Origin of the sequence: Prosthecobacter sp. (assembly GCF_044227185.1) — a bacterium.
In the GTDB taxonomy this organism is placed as follows: Bacteria; Verrucomicrobiota; Verrucomicrobiia; order Verrucomicrobiales; family Verrucomicrobiaceae; genus Prosthecobacter.
On sequence record NZ_JBGAFO010000016.1, the window covers coordinates 71,129 to 89,008 of the forward strand.

The 17,880-nt window shown below is 60.0% G+C and carries 17 protein-coding genes; 13 read left to right on the plus strand and 4 right to left on the minus strand.

Annotated elements, in window-relative coordinates; translation table 11 throughout:
* The first annotated feature begins 2 nt into the window (after positions 1-2).
* From ACILSQ_RS28215 to ACILSQ_RS28225, 3 genes are all read left to right on the plus strand, one after another.
* Positions 3-479: a hypothetical protein gene (locus ACILSQ_RS28215; protein ID WP_395747041.1), complete on the plus strand. Its 477-nt coding sequence runs from the start codon at positions 3-5 to the stop codon at positions 477-479.
* Positions 480-1,401: 922 nt separating this feature from the next.
* Positions 1,402-1,956 (plus strand): crossover junction endodeoxyribonuclease RuvC, encoded by a 555-nt coding sequence (gene ruvC / locus ACILSQ_RS28220; RefSeq protein WP_395747042.1) that lies wholly within the window; start codon positions 1,402-1,404, stop codon positions 1,954-1,956.
* A gap of 165 nt (positions 1,957-2,121) precedes the next feature.
* Complete coding sequence (locus tag ACILSQ_RS28225; RefSeq protein WP_395747043.1) at positions 2,122-3,063, plus strand: hypothetical protein; 942 nt, start codon at positions 2,122-2,124, stop codon at positions 3,061-3,063.
* A 117-nt stretch (positions 3,064-3,180) separates the two neighbouring features.
* On the opposite strand, the gene ACILSQ_RS28230 is transcribed toward ACILSQ_RS28225, so the two are convergent.
* The gene (locus ACILSQ_RS28230) at positions 3,181-3,801 is read right to left on the minus strand and encodes a hypothetical protein (RefSeq protein ID WP_395747044.1); all 621 of its coding nucleotides are present in this window, start codon (positions 3,799-3,801) and stop codon (positions 3,181-3,183) included.
* A gap of 438 nt (positions 3,802-4,239) precedes the next feature.
* Entirely contained in the window at positions 4,240-4,836 is a 597-nt protein-coding gene (locus tag ACILSQ_RS28235) for an SET domain-containing protein (RefSeq protein WP_395747045.1), read from the minus strand.
* Between the two features lie 245 nt (positions 4,837-5,081).
* Between ACILSQ_RS28235 and ACILSQ_RS28240 the strand changes: the two genes are divergently transcribed.
* The 7 genes from ACILSQ_RS28240 to ACILSQ_RS28270 all read left to right on the plus strand — a co-directional run bounded on the left by ACILSQ_RS28240 (position 5,082) and on the right by ACILSQ_RS28270 (position 13,289).
* Positions 5,082-6,608, plus strand: a complete 1,527-nt coding sequence (locus ACILSQ_RS28240) for a peptidylprolyl isomerase (RefSeq protein WP_395747046.1) — start codon at positions 5,082-5,084, stop codon at positions 6,606-6,608.
* Between the two features lie 32 nt (positions 6,609-6,640).
* Positions 6,641-6,982, plus strand: coding sequence for a tetratricopeptide repeat protein (locus ACILSQ_RS28245; RefSeq protein ID WP_395747047.1), 342 nt, complete (start codon positions 6,641-6,643; stop codon positions 6,980-6,982).
* 427 nt (positions 6,983-7,409) lie between these two features.
* A complete protein-coding gene (locus ACILSQ_RS28250; RefSeq protein WP_395747048.1) occupies positions 7,410-8,177 on the plus strand; it encodes an SDR family NAD(P)-dependent oxidoreductase in 768 nt (255 codons plus the stop codon).
* Positions 8,178-8,962: 785 nt separating this feature from the next.
* On the plus strand, positions 8,963-9,805 hold the full coding sequence (locus ACILSQ_RS28255) for a hypothetical protein (protein ID WP_395747049.1): 843 nt from the start codon (positions 8,963-8,965) through the stop codon (positions 9,803-9,805).
* Between the two features lie 456 nt (positions 9,806-10,261).
* Positions 10,262-11,131, plus strand: a complete 870-nt coding sequence (locus tag ACILSQ_RS28260; protein ID WP_395747050.1) for an SMI1/KNR4 family protein — start codon at positions 10,262-10,264, stop codon at positions 11,129-11,131.
* 315 nt (positions 11,132-11,446) lie between these two features.
* The gene (locus ACILSQ_RS28265) at positions 11,447-12,502 is read left to right on the plus strand and encodes a transposase (RefSeq protein ID WP_395747051.1); all 1,056 of its coding nucleotides are present in this window, start codon (positions 11,447-11,449) and stop codon (positions 12,500-12,502) included.
* Positions 12,503-12,710: 208 nt separating this feature from the next.
* Positions 12,711-13,289, plus strand: coding sequence for a hypothetical protein (locus ACILSQ_RS28270; RefSeq protein WP_395747052.1), 579 nt, complete (start codon positions 12,711-12,713; stop codon positions 13,287-13,289).
* 342 nt (positions 13,290-13,631) lie between these two features.
* On the opposite strand, the gene ACILSQ_RS28275 is transcribed toward ACILSQ_RS28270, so the two are convergent.
* Positions 13,632-14,300, minus strand: a complete 669-nt coding sequence (locus ACILSQ_RS28275; protein ID WP_395747053.1) for a hypothetical protein — start codon at positions 14,298-14,300, stop codon at positions 13,632-13,634.
* Positions 14,301-14,783: 483 nt separating this feature from the next.
* Positions 14,784-15,494: a class I SAM-dependent methyltransferase gene (locus ACILSQ_RS28280; RefSeq protein WP_395747054.1), complete on the minus strand. Its 711-nt coding sequence runs from the start codon at positions 15,492-15,494 to the stop codon at positions 14,784-14,786.
* 254 nt (positions 15,495-15,748) lie between these two features.
* On the opposite strand from ACILSQ_RS28280, the gene ACILSQ_RS28285 reads away from it, so the two are divergent.
* Genes ACILSQ_RS28285 through ACILSQ_RS28295 form a run of 3 tightly spaced genes read left to right on the plus strand, consistent with a single transcriptional unit; the run spans position 15,749 to position 17,708 of the window.
* Positions 15,749-16,603 (plus strand): hypothetical protein, encoded by an 855-nt coding sequence (locus tag ACILSQ_RS28285; protein WP_395747055.1) that lies wholly within the window; start codon positions 15,749-15,751, stop codon positions 16,601-16,603.
* 26 nt (positions 16,604-16,629) lie between these two features.
* Positions 16,630-17,112, plus strand: coding sequence for a hypothetical protein (locus ACILSQ_RS28290; protein WP_395747056.1), 483 nt, complete (start codon positions 16,630-16,632; stop codon positions 17,110-17,112).
* 26 nt (positions 17,113-17,138) lie between these two features.
* Positions 17,139-17,708 (plus strand): anthranilate synthase component II, encoded by a 570-nt coding sequence (locus tag ACILSQ_RS28295; RefSeq protein WP_395747057.1) that lies wholly within the window; start codon positions 17,139-17,141, stop codon positions 17,706-17,708.
* The last annotated feature ends 172 nt before the right edge of the window (positions 17,709-17,880 follow it).

The window sequence follows — 17,880 nt, forward strand, 5'->3', positions numbered from 1 at the left end:
CCATGCTCGAATACACCGGCGGCGCCCCTGCCGCCACCCAGGCCTCCCTCAGCTCCCTGTTTCAAACCGCTGTCATCCTTCGCATCGGCACCGGCCTCCTGCTCATGACCCGCTACGGCATCGGCGCCGTGCAAAACGCCTGGCACTTCTTCTTCCAGGAAAAGCCCTGGGCCTGGGTCCCCGCCTTCCACGAGGCCGGCATGCCCTACGCCCACCTCCTCGCCCCCGTCGTCGCCGTCATCATCGTGCTCGTCGCCCTCAGTTGGATCATCGGCTTCCTCACCCGCCTCTTCGCCTTCATCTTCCTCCCCATCGTCATCACCACCCTCGTCGTGCTCCATCACGCCGGCTCCCCCCGCGTCGAGGCCGCCTGGCTCTACCTCATCATCACCGTCACCCTCCTCCTCTTCGGCTCCGGCTCCGTCTCCGTCGATCAACTCTTCCGCCTCGGCCAGTCCGGCCCCAAAAAACGCCGCTGAGAAACCGCCGGACGATTCACCACCGCAGAAAATCAAAACCGCAAAGACCCGAAAACAAAATCTCTGCGTGAATGGCACTCGGTTAAGACCCCTGATCGCAATTTTTGCCGTTTCTTCGCGTCGCGTCATGAACCGCGGAATCACCTTTGCTAATATCGCTCTCGCCTCTCACACCAGCCCTGAAGGGGCTGCGGAGTACAGCCCAGGGTCAGCCGAGCCTCGGCGAGGCGACCCTGGGTTGTCACAAGTAAAGCGGGAAGCAAACCGGGCGCTCCTGACACATCCAGCATTTGCCAGCAGCGTCTGCAACATGCCCCGCCGCACGCCTGCCGCCCAGCACCACCTTCAACCACGGTCAACCGCCTTAGCCGAGTGCCATTCATCTCTGCGTGTATCAAGTCTCTGCCTCCCCTCCGTAGCTTTAGCGAAGGATGGGCGGTGCAAATCCCCGGCCATTCCCTTGCCAGTTCATTCCTTTGCCAAAAAGCGACGCCCCCCTTTTGCCGCACAGCTCCCGCAGTGGCTCCCCGCCCCACAATCAAGCCGTCTTGAATTCAGTCACTCCGCGGTCTTCTAATCTCTCCCGTTGTTAATCCGTGTCCCCCTCAGCCCATGGCCCCCATCCTCCGCAGCTCTGTGTACGTAGTTCGGGCTTTAGCCCGTTCTGGGAGCCCCGCATCACCCCAAACCTGAAACCAGCCAGCGCGAGTATTGTAGTACCGGGTTCGCTTCGCGGCTTCGCAGCAGCCGGAATCCGGAATCTTTCTTCCCGCAAACGGCTCCCAAACATCCTCCGGTTGCCCCCCGTCCCACCGTCAGGCCGCCTTCAGTTCAGGCCCCCTGCCGTCTTCTCATCTCTCAGCCTCCCCTCTGTAGCTTTTAGCGAAGAGGGGCGTTGTTAAATCAGTGCCTCCCTAATCCCATGGCCCGCATCATCCGCAGTTCTGACCCAGCTCCGGCCTCAACCACTATCGAGCGCGTCCTCGCCATCGACCCCGCCCTCCGCAAAACCGGCTGGGCCGTCGTGGAAAGCACCGCCGGCCAGCTTCGCGCCCTCGAGTGGGGCGTCATCCACAACAAGCCCGCCCTCCTCCCCTCCGGCTGCCTCGTCGCCATCCGCACCGGCTTGCAGGACGTCATCGCCCGCCACGCACCCACCGTCTGCGCCATCGAGTCCACCATCTTCGTCCAGAGCTACAAGACCGCCATCGTCCTCGGCACCGCACGCGGTGCCTGCCTCATCGCCGCCGCCGAGCACGGCCTCCCCATCTACGAATACGCCCCGCGCGAGATCAAGCAGGCCGCCGTCGGTCGTGGTGCCGCCCAGAAGGAGCAGGTCGCCTTCATGATCCGCGCCCAGCTTCGCCTCCGCGAAACCCCCGAAGCCGACGCCGCCGACGCCCTCGCCACCGCCATCACCCACTTCCAAAACACCGCCGCCGCCCGCGCCACCGAACGCGAAACCCGCCGCGTCTAAAGCCGCGCCACCGACCGCCAAACCCGCCGCGCCTCAAACCCGCCGCGCCTCAAACCCCGCGCCAGCGTCCCCCACGCCAGCACACTAGGCTAAACACCTGTCCAACACCAATTGACACCCTTAGCCATCGGCTAAGAATAAAGCATGAAACGGCTCACCCCACCAGTGGCCTGCCTGCTCCTCACTCTCAGCCTCGGCTGCGCCACCACCGCGCTCTCCCAGATCGGCGCCACCGCTGAAAGCATCACCATCCACCCCGGGAAGGTCAATGCCTTCACCTACCACCACTGCCGCCTCCTCAAAGTCGAGCACGACGGCGCGCACATCGCCTACGACCACGGGACCGCCAAAATTCCTTATGCCTCCATGCCCGCGGAGTGGCAGGCAGCTCTAAGGGGGGGCCAGTCTCAGGGCGCATCGCCCCAGCCGCAGGCATCCTCCAGCCAAACCGCTCAGCCTGCGGTTGGGGAAAACCCCGGAGAGTTGGAGACTCCCACCCCGGCCACTCCCACATTGCTGTTCGTGACACCTGTTGGCCCGGGGTGGCTGTCTGAATTGAAAATCGAACAGCCCGCGGAGTTTCGCAACGCGGTGAAGCTTGTCGATGGCGTGGCGCAAGTTCCCGTCCCCGTCTTTGATACCCCTCCAGAGCGAGAATTCGCCAGCGGATGGATCGGAACCCGCCGTTTCGGTCCAATGGCCCCTGACCAGGTGGCATTGCTGATCCAGGCGGAGAGATTCAAGATCAGACGAGCCCAGTACTTGTCTCTTCTTTCTTCCAATAGGGTCAATGCTGGCCAGGCCACCACGGAACAGGTGGCTGAATGGTCAAAGCTCGCGAATGACAGCAGGATATGCGTCGGCATGCCCGCCGATTTTGCCCATCTGGTCGTTGGGGCGCGTGCGCTGCGCCAGAAACGCAGTGACGGTGCGGAAGTCTGGGTGCAGGGCAACGACGAGAAGAGCTACATCTATTTTCGCGATCACAAAGTCACAGGCTGGAATCGCATAAATGAGCGGTCCCCAAACGCAAATGCCCCGCCACCTCCGCTCAATGCCCCCCCTGGCTTGCCCACGCAAGCACCCCAGGCCAGGGGATCCCGCTAGTGAAACAGCCACCCTGGAAGCACGACGCCTCCAGAGTGGCCGCCACACCATTCATCCTATCAACGCCGGGGCTGGCAGAAAAAACCGCCGCACCCTCGGCGAAATGAATCAAAGCCCTCAGCGCCCCTCTTTGTGAGCGGGGGCCTTGCCGCGATCCCGGTCGCGGTCACGATCCCGATCCGCATCGTGGTCACCGTCGCGCGCAGTACCGGTTTTCTCGCTGTCCCGTTTCATCTGCTGGCCGGGGGCATGCTCCCGGCCCTTCGGGGCATCAGCATCACCGCGGCCCGGCGTGTAACCGCTCGCCCCCGGCGTCGTGGTCGTGCTCGAGTTGCCGCTCTGGTTCGTGGCGCTCCCCGAAGCCGAGGAATTGCCGCTGCCAGAGACCTTGCCACCCGTGCCCGCTCCGCCAGTCCCCGTGGCCGTGCCTCCCGTGCCTGCTCCGCCCGTGGCATTGCCCCCGGTCGTGCTTCCGCCCGTCGTGGCGCCTCCGGTCGTGTTGGAGTTGATCGTCGCATGTGGCATGATCTTGGACTTGCCATCCAGTTCGATGGAACTTCCCGTGGTGGCGCCACCTGTGGTGGAGCCGCCGGTGGTCGTGCTGCTCGCAGAGCCGCCGGTGCCACTGCTGGTGGCAGAGCCAGAGCCCCCCGTGCCAGAGCTCGTGGCGCCGCCTGTGGAGGTGCCGCTGCCGCTGGTCGTGGGAGGAGTCGTGGTGCCGGAGGTTTGAGCATTCACGGAGAAAGCCATGAGTGCTGCTGCGAGAGTAGTGAGTATCGGTTGGGTTTTCATAGCACCCGAAATTCGGATGGCTGTCATCGCTCACTCGTCATGCAGACGCCCTAGCTCCGCGTCAGGAAGACGAAGCCCGCAAATTCAACCCCCACCCTTCGCACTCATGTACGCACACGTGGCCTTCACAGCGGACACCGCGTGAAAACTCTCTGCGCACACGGCCCTGACGCCGCAATAAGGCTCTCCCCCTTGTCGCAGCGTTCACTCACTCAGCTCTCGCCGGCAAAGCTCACACCGCCTCTCCCCAGCCCCCTCCTCCCGCGCCAGCGTCCCCGGACCGCGGCGCTTCAGCGCCGCTTTCGAGCATCCCTTTCCACCGCGCTATCCCCGCCGTTCCCGCGAGAAGAAAATCATCCTCTTCCCACGGCAGCCCCCTCAGCCTCACGCCGCTTTCTTCTTCTTTTTCTTCACCACACTCTTCCGCTTCCCCTCGCCCTCACCATGGCCGCTCCCGTTGAGCTTCAGCTTCCCGCTCTTCGCGTCGCGCTCCACCTTCTCCAGCTTGCGCAGCAGCTTCGGCCACTGCTTCTCCTCCACGATGAATCCCACGCAGCGCTCCGTCCCGCAGCGGCACGGGTGCTCGTCCCACGTGTCCACGTCAAACCCGTAGTTGTACGTCAGCTCCTCCCCCGCCTTGATCTCCCGCAGCGAGTAAATCCAGATCCGCCCGCGGATGATGTACGCCTCGCAGTTCGGATCACACGAATGGTTGATGTACCTCGCCGGGTTGCTCCCCTTCGCGCCATCAATGTCATACCGCTGGTTCAGCGTGAACACGTACACCGCCGCGCACCCCGTCTTCTTGGACTTGTTGATCAGCGCGTCCCCGCGCCGGGAAGACTCCGCCTTGGTGATCTTCTCCCCCACGTATTCAATGATCGGCACATCGTTGGGAATATCACACCGCGCGAAAATGCCGCGGTTGTGGATGGAGGAGGAGCGAACGGTCCAGTAGCGTTTCGTGGGGGCTTGGGGCATGAGGGCAGACGATCAACAGGAAAAACGGAGCGCATGAAGTGTGCCGGGTCCCTCCATTGTCAAGGAATCACCACGAATGTTTCCCTCACCAACCCCATCTCCCATCTCCCATCTCCCATCTCCCCATCTCCTCGTCTGCCCGTCTCATTGCCTCATTGCCTCATTCCCCCACCGCCTCCACTTTCCGGTTGCCGCCGCAGTGCCGTGCGCCTTATTGCGCGCCCCTTCAACCGCCCCGAACTCCCATGCTCGATTTTTTCCGCCGCCACCGTGGTGCCTTCCTCATCACCCTGACGATCGCCATCATCATCTCCATGTCCTGGTATGGCATCTCCCAGACCCTCAGCGCCAAAGAGAAAAAAATCCTCCCCACCGATGTCGCCCTCACCGTCTTTGGCAAGGACTACTCCGTCGTCGATGTCCAGCGCGCCCAGCGCTACATGCAGTTCGGCAGCCAGTACTTGCGTCCCTACGATCTCCCCATGATGCTCATGATGCTCTCCTCAGATCGCGGCATGGGCGGCGGCGAACTCCACATCTTTGCCAATCTCTTCGTCCTCCGCCACCTCATGGAAGAAATGGGCATCCGCCCCAGCGACGCCGAAGCTCGCGCCGCCTTGGAAAAACTCCCCATCCTCCAAAACAACGGCAAGTTCGATGTCTCCCGCGGGCAGTTGCTCGAGCAAGCCGCCGGCTCCCAGGGCCTTGAGTCCGAAGACCTCCTCAGCATCATGAAAGACTCCATCGGTCTTCAGAAGCTCCAGGAAGTCGTCACCAAAACCTACACCGCCTCCCCCCTCGCCGCTGAGAAGCAGTACGCCAGCAGCTACCACGCCTTCAAAGGCTCCAAGATCGTCTTCGAAACCGACACCTTCAAAAAAGCCGCCACCGTCACCGATGACGAGGTCAAAAAGTACTACGAGGAAAACAAAGACCAGTACAAGACCTCCGAAAAACGCGCCGTCAGCTACGTCTTCTTTGAAAACCCCAAGGACCTCGACAAAAAGCCCCTCGAAGAACGCCAGAAAGCCCAGAACGCCGTCGTCGAGCGCGTCAATGCCTTCAATGCCCTCACCGGCAGCAGGGAAAAGCCCAAAACCTTCGCCCAGGCCGCAGAGCAGACCAAGGAAAAAGTCATCGCCCTCCCACCCTTCTCCCAGGACGAGCCCCCCGCCGCCCTCAAAGAGGAAGGCAATCTCCTCGACCTCATCTTCTCCCGTCCCAAGGACGCCGCCGCACCCGCGGAAGCCATCGAGGGCTCCAACGGCTGGTACGTCTTCGACATCACCAAGATCGAAGAGCCCAAGCAGCAGCCCCTCGCCGAAGTCAGCGCCAAGATCAAAGAAGTCCTCCTCGGGCAAAAAGCCGCTGAAGCCCGCTCCAAGGCCGTCAACGAAGCCCGCCTCGCCATCAGCGAAGGCCTCAAGGCCGGCAAAAAAATCGAGGACATCGTCAAAGACAAAAAGCTCACCCTCCAGCCCCTCCCCACCATCGACCTCGCCGATCCTCCCCAGGACGTCCCCAACGCCTTCGCCATCGCCAAGGAAGCCGCCAAAACCCCCGTCGGCGGCATCTCCCACGGCGTCGACTTCGACAAAGGCACCCTCCTCATCTACGTCAGCTCCAAGGAGCTCTGGAAACGCCCAGACTCCGCCGAACTCCGCAAAAATCAGGTGGAATCCCTCTCCAATCAGGAGCGCATGGTCCTCTTCCAGGCCTGGTTCAAAAAGCAGCACGACGCCGCCCGCGTCTCCTTCGCCAAGTTCGGCTGAGCCATCACCTCCCCTCCTCGCACTCGACGCGCATGAGCCTCACGCCATCCACCGTCGAAGAACTCTACGACGAAGCCAGCGGCCATGTCGCCCTCGGGGAGCTCCCCGAGGCCATCGCCCTCTACCGCCGCTGCGTCGCCCTCCAGCCAGATCATTTCGAAAGCTGGCACGCCCTCGGCATGGCCCTCCTCCGCAATGGCGAGGTCAAAGAAGCCATCGGCGCCGGCCTCATGGCCACCACCCTCCAGCCCAACGATCTCCTCGCCTGGACCGCCCTCTCCCAGATGTACGTCACCAACAAGCAGATCGCCGAAGCCGAAGACGCCAAAGGCAAAGCCCGCATCCTCTCCCTCGGCGGCAAAGTCGTGAAGTAATCACCACTTCAAAAATCAAAAGCCGATTGCTCATCCACGTATTCTCCGAAGCTCGCAGAGCGAAGGATGAATCGTCAATCACGCCCGCCCATGATCCCCATGCCCGGCAAAAAGATTGACGATCATCGAGCCATCGATTTTTGATTGCCGAAGTCAAAACTCCGGTCCGTCCCACCGTTCTGGAAGTACGATGGGCACTCCTGCCCGTCGCCCAGCGCCCCCGCCATCCCACCACCACCCTCAGCACGCCCCATCACGCTGCGCCCACCACTCCCCGCATCCCCCCCGCTCCGTTCCTTTCCCCAAATCATAAATCATAAATCGTAAATCATAAATCCCCCCTCCCCTCCGGCAACCATTGCCAACAATCGCAAACAATCGCAAACAATCGCCAACCACCGCCAACCACCGCCAACTCCCCCTCCCCATGTCCCCCCTCTTCACCCTCACCGGCAAATCCGCCCTCATCACCGGCGGCAGCAAAGGCCTCGGCAAGGCCATGGCCCGCGGCTTCGCCGAAGCCGGCGCAGACATCTTCATCTCCTCCCGCAGCGCCGAAGAACTCACCGCCGCCGCCGCTGAAATCAGCGCCGGCCTCAGCGTCAAAGTCCACTGGATGGTCGCAGACATGGCAGACCGCGCCGCCGTCAAAGCCCTCGCCCTCGAAGCCGAAAAACGCCTCGGCAAGATCGACATCCTCGTCAACAACGCCGGCATCAACAACCCCCAGGCCATCGACGAAATCACCGACGAAGTCTGGGACCGCAACGTCGAAGTCGATCTCACCGCCGTCATGTCCCTCACCCGCGCCGTCGTCCCCGGCATGAAGTCCCGCAACTGGGGCCGCATCATCCACATCTCCAGCGTCCTCGGCGTCGGCGGCCGCCTCAAGCGCAACGTTTACTGCGCCTGCAAAGCCGCCCTCATCGGCCTCGCCCGCGCCAGCGCCCTCGACCTCGGCCCCCACGGCATCACCGTCAACTGCCTCTGCCCCGGCCCCTTCCTCACAGACATGCCCGGCAAGCTCCTCAACGACGAAGAAAAAAAATACTTCGCCGACCGCACCGCCCTCAAACGCTGGGCCGCCCCCCGCGAACTCGCCGGCCCCGCCCTCCTCCTCGCCAGTGAAGCCGGCGCCTACATCACCGGCCAGGGCATTGTAGTGGACGGCGGCGCAGCAGTAAACGTCCTGTAAATCGTCCTCGTCCTCCTACTCGAACTCGTCCTCGATTACGGAGCATCATTCCAGTTTAACAGATACAGACCCTCCAAGTCGGCTCCGCTTGTTGCGTCAGCCTCTTCGCTCGTATCTCGGCGCTTTGCATCACCACATCCCACACAAGCGAAACCACCGTCCAAAGCCTCGTCGTCGATGGCGCCGCCGCCATAAACATCCTCTAACCATCCTCCCGAGCGCAGCGAGCCCTTCGTAGCTCGCAGAGCGAAGAACGGGTCCCCCTCTTCCTCCTACTCCTCCTCCCTTCTTCTGGGATCTCGTCCTCGTCCTCGACCACGGAACGTCATTTCCAGTTGAGCAGGTCCAAAAACGTCAGCCAGCTCCGCTTCGTGCGTCAGCCTCTTCCTTCGTATTTTCGGAGCTTCCTCATCGCAGCCTCCCGCCCAAGTGCAGCGGCCGTCTAAAGGACAGTACCACCCCCATAAACATCCTCTAACCATCCTCCCGAGCGCAGCGAGCCCTTCGTAGCTCGCAGAGCGAAGAACGGGTCCTCCTACTCCTCCTCCCTCTTTCTGGCATCTCGTCCTCGTCCTCGTCCTCGATCCTCACGCACCGCCATCACACGCCCGCTCGGTGCATTCCTACTCCTCCTCTTCCTCCTACTCCTCCTCCCTTCGTCTGGCCCCCACCCTCCGCCTCTTCCTCATCCCCCCGTTCATCCGGATTGAGGTCGGGTCCGCCTTGCCCATCCTATCGCCACGCTGCAAAAGAAGCAAAGCCGCGAGAACCAGCTCTTTGGCCCCATGAAAAAAACCACGCCGCTGTCGCCGCTCTGCGCGCTGCTCGTGCTGCTCCCCGCCGCCATCTCGCCCTCCCAGCGCCTGCATGCAGACGCCGCCACAGATCTCGCCCAGGCCATGGAGCAAAAAGCCCCGCACCGCCAGGTGGATTTCCACGCACGTCTCGCAGACGTCCCCCGCGTGCACAGCCCCTTGCCTGGAGATGCCCCTGCATTTCCCCCAGCCATTCGCCAGCAGGTTTTCCATCTGGACGCCGCCCGCATACAAAAACTCGCGCTGAATGACCCCCTGCTGCAGGCGGCCTACGCCCAGATGTTCACCACTTGGTTTTGTGGCAATACAGACACAATCCCCGCCCGGCACACCGCGGTCAGGGAAGATTTGCAGCGCCGCGGAGACGCCGCCACCCCGCTCCTTCTTCAGCTCCTCGGGAGCTTCCCCTGGTCGCAGTATGGTGAAAATCTCTTTTTCCAGATCGAAGCCTTCTCCTCCATCTCCCTCGCCCCCTACCAGACTGCGGCCCGCGAGTGCTGCCAGATGGGTCGCCCCGACACCACCAACCGCACCTGGCGTGCCCTCTCGTGGTTCCTCAGCCGGCGCGGCACAGCCCAGGATCTGGAGCTCCTGCTCAATTTGAAAAAGCACCTCCCCGCAGAGCAGCGCGCCTCCATCAGCGACTCGGACATCGCCCGCATGAAAAAGCGCCTGAACGGCACGCTCAAACCCACGGAGTGGTACGGTCGTCCACCCGTCGGCTACCACTGGCCCGCTCCCGCCCAGCAGCCACTCCCGAAAGCCCAGGCACGCCCCTCCCCCACATCCTTCCTTTTCTCTCAAAGGTGTTAAATCAGGGGCTCCTTTGTCACATGGTTCCCTTGGCCTATGCGCCCGTCCGGAATGCCTGGCGATTACACGGAAAATAGAATATCGTAAATAAGTCATTTGTCCAATCTTTGGTCAGCGTAATTCCAAAAAATGAGAAACGGCCCATTTTTATTGCCAAGGCGTGTCCGAAAAAGGTAAAACGTCAATACGAGCCTCTCAGGTCGTTCTCATCCACCAAAGGGCCTCATTCATAGCTGCTGACAAACGGCCTCCTGCATGCGCCGAAAAACTCCTCCCGGCTGGATTCATCAGTTGTTTTCACACCCACAATTTTGGCTCCATGGCCACGGTCAATAACCCCGGTTCCCTAAAACGCACTCTCCTAACAGCAGGCAAATTCCAGCTGAGTTTGGTAATGCGACACCCAATGAGAAACGACCTTTCATCCCGTCTCAATATCTTGCCACCAAGAAAATTATGCCGCTAACCCCGCTGTCGACATCGGAATTAGATGTGCTCCGCACTCGGTTTTCGAGTTTGCCGGGCGACTATTTTCAGTTTCTCTCCTTGCAAGGGCATGGTGAAGTAGTGGAAGGGTTGAACCTTTATTCCGCCCCCGTCGAAGGAAAGGATAAGGACGCCCTGTGGGTCGAAAAATACCCGCGGATGGTATTCTTTGCGGAGGATGATGCCGGAATGCATTACGCTTTCGATCTTAGCGCTCCATCGATTATTACCGCGATTGATTCTTATGACATGCGTGCCACTGCGGTGGAGGAAACGTTCAGCGCATTCATCGACCGATTCAAAGAGAGTCGCAAGAAACTGGCTCTAAAAGATCAGATGGCAGCGAAAAGCAATGAGCAACTGAAGAAGTTCTTAGCCAATTCCCCTGAACATTCATCAGATGAAGTATTGGCGGCTCAAAACACACTGGCTCAGCGGGATGCGCACGTTAAGAGTGTTTTGGAAAAACAGGAAACGAAGCGTCTATCTGAGAGGAATCGTATAAGGGGATTCGCTGGCGTTGGAATTCTTGCTGGATTTTTAATGACGAGCTTTGACTTGGGGCACAGATGGTTTGATTGGTTTCATATCCCCAATACAAGTCAGAGTGGGTATGAGTTGTTGTATATTGGATTATTTACATTGGCGCAGGCCATCTTGTTGGCAATGGTGCCGACATTTGATCTGCTGCGTATAAATGGCATCATGCTGTTAATTAATGGGTATCTTTTTTTCGGCATGGGGCTAACGCTGCACAATTACTTCCCACAAATTATCGCTGTTTTGCTGCTTGTGCAGGGGGGTAATGCGTTGCGCTTCAAGAAGACTCCGAAAGATTAGAGGTCATTGAATTAAATGCGTATTGCTCGGGTATGAACCGGGAACATGGGTAACAGATTGACGGTATGAACCGGGTATAGGTAACAGGGAAAGGAAATGGGAGGAAATGGGGTCAGGGTGCAAATTCTTGACAAAATGACGGTCTTCTGGATACATGCTGGGCATGGCTCGCAGCATTCGCATTCAATCCGCCGGGGCGTATTACCATGTCATGGCTCGGGGCAATCGGCGGGAGGCCATTTTTCAGGAAATGAGGAAATGGGGTCAGGGTGCAAATTCTTGACAAAATGACGGTCTTCTGGATACATGCTGGGCATGGCTCGCAGCATTCGCATTCAATCCGCCGGGGCGTATTACCATGTCATGGCCCGGGGCAATCGGCGGGAGGCCATTTTTCATGATGATGATGACCGACGCTTTTTTCTCCACACGCTGGCGCAGGCCTGTGAAATGACCGGCTGGCGCGTGCATGCGTGGGTGCTGATGGGCAACCACTATCACCTCTTTCTCCAGACGCCGGAGGCCAATCTGGTGGCCGGAATGTCCTGGCTGCAAAACACCCTGACGCGCCGCTACAACGTGCGGCACCGCAAATGGGGCCGGTTGTTTGGAGACCGCTACAAGGCCGTGGTCGTGGAGGGCGAGGATCGCTACCATTACCAGACCCTGATGGACTACATCCACCTGAACCCAGTGAGGGCAAAGATCATCCAGCCCCGGGCAAAGCAGAGTGTGCTGGACTACCCATGGTCCAGCATCGCGGGCGGCTATGCGCTGCCGCCCAGGAAGCGCTCCAGATGGCTGGCTGCCGACAGCGGCCTGAAGGCTTTTGAACTCCCTGACACCACGGCCGGCCGGCGCAGGATGATCGAGCGGCTGGACCGCCGTGCGCTGAGTGAGGAGCTCAAGCAGTGTGGCGTGCCGCCGCAGAACGCCGGGGCGGATGCGCGTGGCAGCCATCTCCGGCGTGGCTGGTTCTGGGGCACTCAGGCGTTTGGCGAGGCGATGCGAAAGCTGGCCGGGAACATCATCAAAAAGCGTCAGCCCAGATCACGCAACTATCAGGGAGATCCCCATGTGGCGGCCCACGGCATGCAGCAGGCTGAGGCATGGCTGGAGCAGGGGCTTGGGGCGGCAGGATTGACAAGGTCCGGTCTTGCAGAACTGAAAGGCTCGGACATCCGAAAGCTGCTGCTGGCGGACCTTCTGTGGCGGCGAACCACCGTCTCGCAAGCCTGGCTGGCGGAGCGCCTGGCGATGAAATCCGCAGCCAATGTCTGCCAGCAACTGCGGCGGCTGAACCGGAACAAGGCACTCACACAGGCCCCTCCAGCCCTCCAAACCTTTTTCAAAATTTGTGCCTCAAGCTAGCATCTATAGGGGGTCAATTCTTTGCACCCTGCCCCCATTTTCCCTGAACTTGATTTCTTGGCAAACTCTCACAGTGAAGCCCTCCGCAAGTTGTTGTATGGTGAAAGATGAACACCCGCAGATAAGCCGGAAAATCGGGCCAGGGCCCAGATGATTGACAAGTCCGCCGCGATCGAACTTCCAGAAAACAAAAAAACAATCAGATCGTATGTCGAAACTTTGCCTTGTATTTCTGGTGCTGTTTCTTGGCGTTGCCAGTTCACTGGCACAAACGCAGGCTGCTCTTGATTGCTGGGATGCGTCTGACGAGGAGGTTTTCATGGTTTTGAGCAGCACGGACCCCAAATTGCTCAAAGCATGGGTGGATATTTTAAGCCGTTCCCAAAATGCTGCCAAACGAGCTACATGTGCGTGGGCTTTGGCGTACGACGATTGCTTCGTGTATGCGACTGAAACATTTGAGGAAAATTATCGCGTCAATAAGCTGCTCATGCTTCTCGAAGACAAAGATTTGATGGTACAACTTTCAGCAATCCTGGCTTGTCATTCCATAAATGCATCTGAGGCACGGGCCGTGTTAGGGGTAATCGAAAAAATAAGTGCCAAAAATAAATTCAAAGAAAGCGATCAAAAGGAGATTTTGAAGGTTTTAAAATCGGTGAAAGAAAAGAGTTTGAAGAAAACATCCCACGCTGAGCAATGCGAAGGAGTGAGGGCAGGGTGCAAATTCTTTTCACCGTCAAAAAGCGTAGTCAGGGATATGAACAATCCGCAGCCACAAGTGTGAGAGTGCTGGCTGTGGGGAACTCATGGAACTGCTTCCACATGCGAAGGTTCAAAACCGAGCATCTGGCTTGATTTCAAATTTTCAAACAGGCTGGCACGTCCCGCGCTATTGGTTAGACGCTCGTGGGTTCATTAAATGAACCCGCAAAACATCCACGATAGCCCGTCAACGATTGCACCCGCCCCATTTCACATGTTCTCCGCGAACTCCCTGCAGGCTGCCGCAATAGCCCATCCTGAAATCATCTGCTGAAATGACGCACGGTGCGCTGTGACCTCCTGAAGCATCGATGCCCGGTATATGTAAGTAGGAAAGTGAACCCATGGCAGACCTTCGGCGGCCTCAGTCCTGCTTGAGCTCCTTGACATTGTAGGCCGGCTGTGACGACGCAGGAACCACCTTCGAGACGACGGGAAGCACGCATGGCAGCCCCTCTTTGAGGATTTTGCCTTCCTTGTCCGTGCTCACCACGGGCGAGAGCGACCAGTAGTTGCCCTTCAGGTGTTCGCAGAGAAAGCACATGAGCTCGCCGAGTTTTTGGGACGGAACTTCCTCTTCGATGTGGAAGGTCCTCCCCATCAACTGCCCGCCAAATCCTCCCCGGGAGAGCGTCAGCACACCGCTGGCGGCCTCGGTCAGGAAATCAAAGCCCGTGTAATCGCCTTTTTTCACAGGCCGGGTCATGAGGTCGTTGAGCCGGACCGCATTTTGATCTGCAAGCAGTACGGTGCCGCCCCCCTCTTGCAGGGCTTTGCCACCGAGCTTTGAAAGCACTTCATCATTGAGAGTGCGCTGCCAGTAGGCGCTGTCTGCCGCCCGTTGGGGGTCGCCCCAGTTCAGGGCGCTGCTCAAAACCAGGTTCTGTTTTCCATCCGCCGGATAGATCAGGCCTTTGACGGAAGTCGTGCGAATCCGGGATAGCATTTCATACCATCCAACCTCCTCCGCTTTGATATGCAGGGAGGCCGCGACGACCACGAGGGAGGCGATGATGGTTGCGGGCAGTTTCATGCGGAGGAGTCTAGGCAGCGGCGCAAAACATGCCAGTCGGGAATGGCCAGCCATTCCTTCACACCCTCCCCAGCTTGAACCCATTCGCGTTCATCAAAACCATTTCAAAAACTCTCCATCAGCGTCATCTCAGCGTCTCATCAGCGGTTAAAAAAACCGTCCCGCCCTCCCTTCATAGCCCCAATCAAGGCCGCTTCTCAAGCAGATCTCAGCACGCCCCTCCACCTCAAGCACCCCAAATCTGACACTCCCCGCAAAGTCCTCACACCACGCCCACCGCCCCACCGCCCCACCGCCCCACCGACGCACCGACGCACCGACGCACCGACGCACCGACCACTGCCCACTGCCCACTGCCCACTGCCCACTGCCCACTGCCCACTGCCCACTGCCCACTGCCCACTGCCCACTGCCCACTGCCCACTGCCCACTGCCCACTGACGCACTGCCCACTGACGCACCCCGCTAAGAACCGCCCCCCCTCTACGGCTTCCCCGCCTTCCCAAAAAACATCAAATGCTGCCACGGCAGCCCGTCATACTCCCGCACCAGCTTGAACCCGTTCGCGTTCATCTCCTTGGTGATCTGAGCCTTGCTCATCTTGTGCTCAGGCTTGATCGGCACCGTGTCATCCTCCGCGCGGAACTCGCACAGCACCAGCTGCCCCTCCGGCTTCAGCGCCGCCCGCATCGCCGCCAGCATCTGCACCGGATGCGAAAACTCATGGTACACATCCACCATCAAAATCATGTCGCAGGTGTTCGGCGGCAGCTTCGGGTCATGGTACAGCCCGTTGATCGGCACGATATTTTTGACCCCGTTGCGCTCCATGTTCAGCTTCAGCATCTCGATCATCTGCGGCTGCACATCCACCGCATACACCTTTCCCTTCTCCCCCACCATCTGCGCCAGCGGCAGCGTGTGGTACCCGTTCCCGCAGCCCATGTCGCACACCGTCATTCCCGGCTTCACCTGGAGCTGCTCCCGCATCTTCGTCGGCCCCTCCTCCTCCTCTCTCACGCGCCGCATCAGCCACTCCGCCCCCTTCCAGTGCATCGTCTTCGCAATCGTCCGCCCCTCATACACCGTCAGCCCCGGCGGTGCCGCCGCCTCCTCCTGCCCGGACAGGTTCAAAACAGCAAGAAGCAAAAAAGGAAGGAGCAGCCGCATCATCATGAAAACAATCAACGGCACAATTTGAAAAATCTCCCCGTTTTTCTCCCCCGCCTGCCCCTCCATCGCCCCGGCGTGCCCCGCTCGCTCCGGTGGCTCATCTGACTCCCATCTCAGTGATGAAGAACCCTCCGGTGTTCATCCTTGGTCCGGTTTTCCGTGTCTTCCGCGTATTCCGTAGGCCGCCATCTCCGCTCCAGCCGTTCACCAGCCCCCAAAAGACTTTTCCAGACTCGCACTGGAAATCCGGGGGCGGCTCCGTATCCTCCCCACCCATGACTCGCCGCTTCATCGCCCGCCTGCTGCTGACCCTCCTCGGATCCGCCGGCATCGCCGTGGTCAGCGCCCAGGAGCCCCCCGCTCCCCCCACGCCCAAAAATCCCATTCCCGAGGATGTGATTGGAGACGAGCACGTGCGCGAAGAGTTCGGTGTGAACCAGTTCACCACCCCCTCCATCCGCAAGCTCTTCGACATGCTCAACAACGTCGGCAAGCTCCGCTTCGACGACCTCAAGCGCTCCTTCACCGACAAAACCCCCGCCGACCGCGTCATCGTCGCCATGGGCCTCGGCACCCTCATCGCAGACGGCTTCCTCATCGTCCAGTGCGAGCGCGTCGAAGAGATGGAGTCCGTCGGCCGCGCCATGATCAAATACGGCAAGGCCCTCGGCGCCGGCAACCGCCTCAACAAGCACACCGGCAGCCTCTTCGAATACAGCGGCAAGGGCAACTGGCAGGAGCTCCGCGTCGAACTCGCCAAAACCCAGGCCGACGTCGAGGCCGAGATGGTCCAGCTCCGCGATGTGGACATCGCCCACCTCATCAGCCTCGGCGGCTGGCTCCGCGCCCTCGAAATCTCCACCAAAAGCATCAGCGACAACTACTCCGAAGAAAAAACCCGCCAGCTCACCCGCCGCGACATCGCCGAGTACTACATGATGAGCCTCGACAGCCTGCACCCCAGCATCATGAAAAACCCCGCCCTCGTCCAGATCCGCAAAGGCCTCGAAGAAATGCTCCCCCTCCTCGACGTCCCCGAGGGCAAGTCCCTGACCTTGGAAGAAGTGAAGGCCCTGTATCAAAAAGCCTCCACCCTCGCCCACATCGTCACCGACAAGATGAACGGCTGAAGCCGCTCCCGCCTCGTATCCTTCCCATGGCCAATCTCACCCCGCAACAGCGTCAACTCGTCGAACAATGGGCCGCTGAAGGCGCCACTCTCAATCAGATCCAGGACCGCCTGCGCAACGAATGCGCCACCACCCTCACCTACATGGAGACCCGCCTCCTCATCATGGAGCTCGGCGTCAAAATCCAGGACAAGCCCCGCGAAGCCCCGCCCGAGCCCCAGGCCGAGCCTCCCATCGCCGAATCCGACACACAAGTCGACGAAATCCCCCATTCAAACGACGCTCCAGCAGACGCCTCCTTGAAGGTCTCCGTCGATGAAGTCCCGCCCCCCGGAGCCGTCATCAGCGGCCGCGCCACCTTCTCCGATGGCGTTACCGTTCAATGGTTTATGGACCAAATGGGCCGCTTCGGCATGCGTGGCCCCGCCCCCGGCTACCAGCCCCCCCCCGCCGACATCCCCGCCTTCCAGGCCGAACTCGACAACATCCTCCAGCTCCGCGGCTTCTAAATCGCTGAAATTCAGCCATTTACCCCATGCTTCTCATCATCGACAACTACGACTCCTTCACCTACAACCTCGTCCAATACTTCGGCGAGATGGGAGCCGTCATGGAAATCCGCCGCAACGACCAAGTCACTCTGGATGAGATAACTAAGCTCAATCCAGACCACATCTGCATCTCCCCCGGCCCCTGCACCCCCAAGGAAGCCGGCATCAGCTGCGCCGTCATCGAACGCTTCGGCAAATCCACCCCCCTCCTAGGCGTCTGCCTCGGTCACCAGGCCATCGGCCACGTCTTCGGCGGCGAAGTCGTCCGCGCCGGACGCCTCATGCACGGCAAAACCTCCCTCATCAATCACCAGGGAGAATCCGTCTTCAAAGGCCTCCCCATGCCCTTCGAAGCCACCCGTTACCACTCCCTGCTCGTCAAGCGCGACACCCTCCCCGACTGCCTCGCCATCACCGCCACCTCCAGCGATGATGAGTCAGAGATCATGGGCCTGCGCCACAAAGAGCTCCCCATCCACGGCGTGCAGTTTCACCCCGAATCCATCCTCACCCAGGAAGGTAAGAAGCTGCTGAAGAACTTCTTGGAGATGTGAGGCAGAGCTGTCTCAAGGGGGATGTCCTGTCGCCTTCTGGAGCGCATAGCCATCCCGTACTCCGTCTATTTACGAGATCTCCCGAAGCGTTCTGGTGTTGAGCCCGGTCTAACGACCATGAAATAAATCTTGCGTGATCGGGAACCTTTCATGTACGATACACCCGGCTGGT

Bases quoted from the DNA above. Each gene is read 5' to 3' on its own strand.
- ACILSQ_RS28245 (WP_395747047.1), top strand. From the start codon at position 6,641: ATGAGCCTCACGCCATCCACCGTCGAAGAACTCTACGACGAAGCCAGC.
- ACILSQ_RS28270 (WP_395747052.1), top strand. From the start codon at position 12,711: ATGTCGAAACTTTGCCTTGTATTTCTGGTGCTGTTTCTTGGCGTTGCC.
- ACILSQ_RS28275 (WP_395747053.1), bottom strand. From the start codon at position 14,300: ATGAAACTGCCCGCAACCATCATCGCCTCCCTCGTGGTCGTCGCGGCC.
- ACILSQ_RS28260 (WP_395747050.1), top strand. From the start codon at position 10,262: ATGCCGCTAACCCCGCTGTCGACATCGGAATTAGATGTGCTCCGCACT.
- ACILSQ_RS28250 (WP_395747048.1), top strand. From the start codon at position 7,410: ATGTCCCCCCTCTTCACCCTCACCGGCAAATCCGCCCTCATCACCGGC.
- ACILSQ_RS28295 (WP_395747057.1), top strand. From the start codon at position 17,139: ATGCTTCTCATCATCGACAACTACGACTCCTTCACCTACAACCTCGTC.
- ACILSQ_RS28265 (WP_395747051.1), top strand. From the start codon at position 11,447: ATGGCTCGCAGCATTCGCATTCAATCCGCCGGGGCGTATTACCATGTC.
- ruvC (WP_395747042.1), top strand. From the start codon at position 1,402: ATGGCCCGCATCATCCGCAGTTCTGACCCAGCTCCGGCCTCAACCACT.
- ACILSQ_RS28290 (WP_395747056.1), top strand. From the start codon at position 16,630: ATGGCCAATCTCACCCCGCAACAGCGTCAACTCGTCGAACAATGGGCC.
- ACILSQ_RS28285 (WP_395747055.1), top strand. From the start codon at position 15,749: ATGACTCGCCGCTTCATCGCCCGCCTGCTGCTGACCCTCCTCGGATCC.
- ACILSQ_RS28240 (WP_395747046.1), top strand. From the start codon at position 5,082: ATGCTCGATTTTTTCCGCCGCCACCGTGGTGCCTTCCTCATCACCCTG.
- ACILSQ_RS28255 (WP_395747049.1), top strand. From the start codon at position 8,963: ATGAAAAAAACCACGCCGCTGTCGCCGCTCTGCGCGCTGCTCGTGCTG.
- ACILSQ_RS28235 (WP_395747045.1), bottom strand. From the start codon at position 4,836: ATGCCCCAAGCCCCCACGAAACGCTACTGGACCGTTCGCTCCTCCTCC.
- ACILSQ_RS28215 (WP_395747041.1), top strand. From the start codon at position 3: ATGCTCGAATACACCGGCGGCGCCCCTGCCGCCACCCAGGCCTCCCTC.